This is a genomic window from Streptomyces dysideae (assembly GCF_001514305.1).
Lineage (GTDB): Bacteria > Actinomycetota > Actinomycetes > Streptomycetales > Streptomycetaceae > Streptomyces > Streptomyces dysideae.
The window spans coordinates 1-724 of the sequence record NZ_KQ949215.1 but is presented as its reverse complement, the minus strand read 5'-3'; the positions used below and the strand labels follow the sequence as shown (position 1 = coordinate 724).

Sequence of the window (724 nt, the reverse complement as noted above, 5' to 3'; positions counted from 1 at the left end):
CTCGAGGTTCTGCGGCGACGAACGGTATACCGAACGCGCAGCCCAGCGACACGCCCCAATAGCCCACCGGTCCGCCGCCGATATGGTCGAGTTGCTGAATTGCGGTCAGGACCGCCTGCCATTCCGCGACGGTCTGCCCGGCCACGAGCGTGTACATCGCGGTGTCCAGCACAGCCGTATCCTCTCCGGCGGCCATACGCGCCCGGTACTCGGTCGCGATCCGGTCGAACTCCTCGTCCGTCGGCCGCTCGCCGTGGTTGGGCACGTCGATCGCGGCGACCGCGAACCCGCCCTCGGCGGCGAAGCGATGCGCGCGGGCCAGGATGCCGGGGGCCTTCTTGTGTTGCCCGCCGCCGTGTCCCATAAGGATCAGGGGGCGAGTGCCGTGGGCGTCTTCCGGCGTCCACAGCACGCCGGGGATCTCGTCGAGGGTGAAGAGCTGTTCGGTCACGCGGCCCAACGACGACTTGGAGATGAAGCGCATAGCGTTTCAAGCCTTTCGGGACACCTTCTGCAGGCTCTCCCTGGACCATGCGAGGGAGGGAGGGAGCCCCAATCTGTCACAGCGTTGATCGGTCTCACCTCCTCGAGTTCGCAGCGGGCACGGCGACGCTGAACGTATCGCAAAGGGGCATCACTCGCGTCTCGCCAGGGCGAACGTTGCCTGATGCGGCACTAGCCATTGATCGGGATCTCGTAGACGATCTCGCAGTGCGCGGTGGGC

1 pseudogene is annotated in these 724 nt (G+C 66.6%); it reads right to left on the bottom strand.

Annotation, left to right across the window (positions count from 1 at the left end):
- A pseudogene (locus AQJ91_RS48465) lies at nucleotides 1-484 on the bottom strand (alpha/beta hydrolase); the annotation flags it as partial.
- Nucleotides 485-724 lie beyond the last annotated feature (240 nt).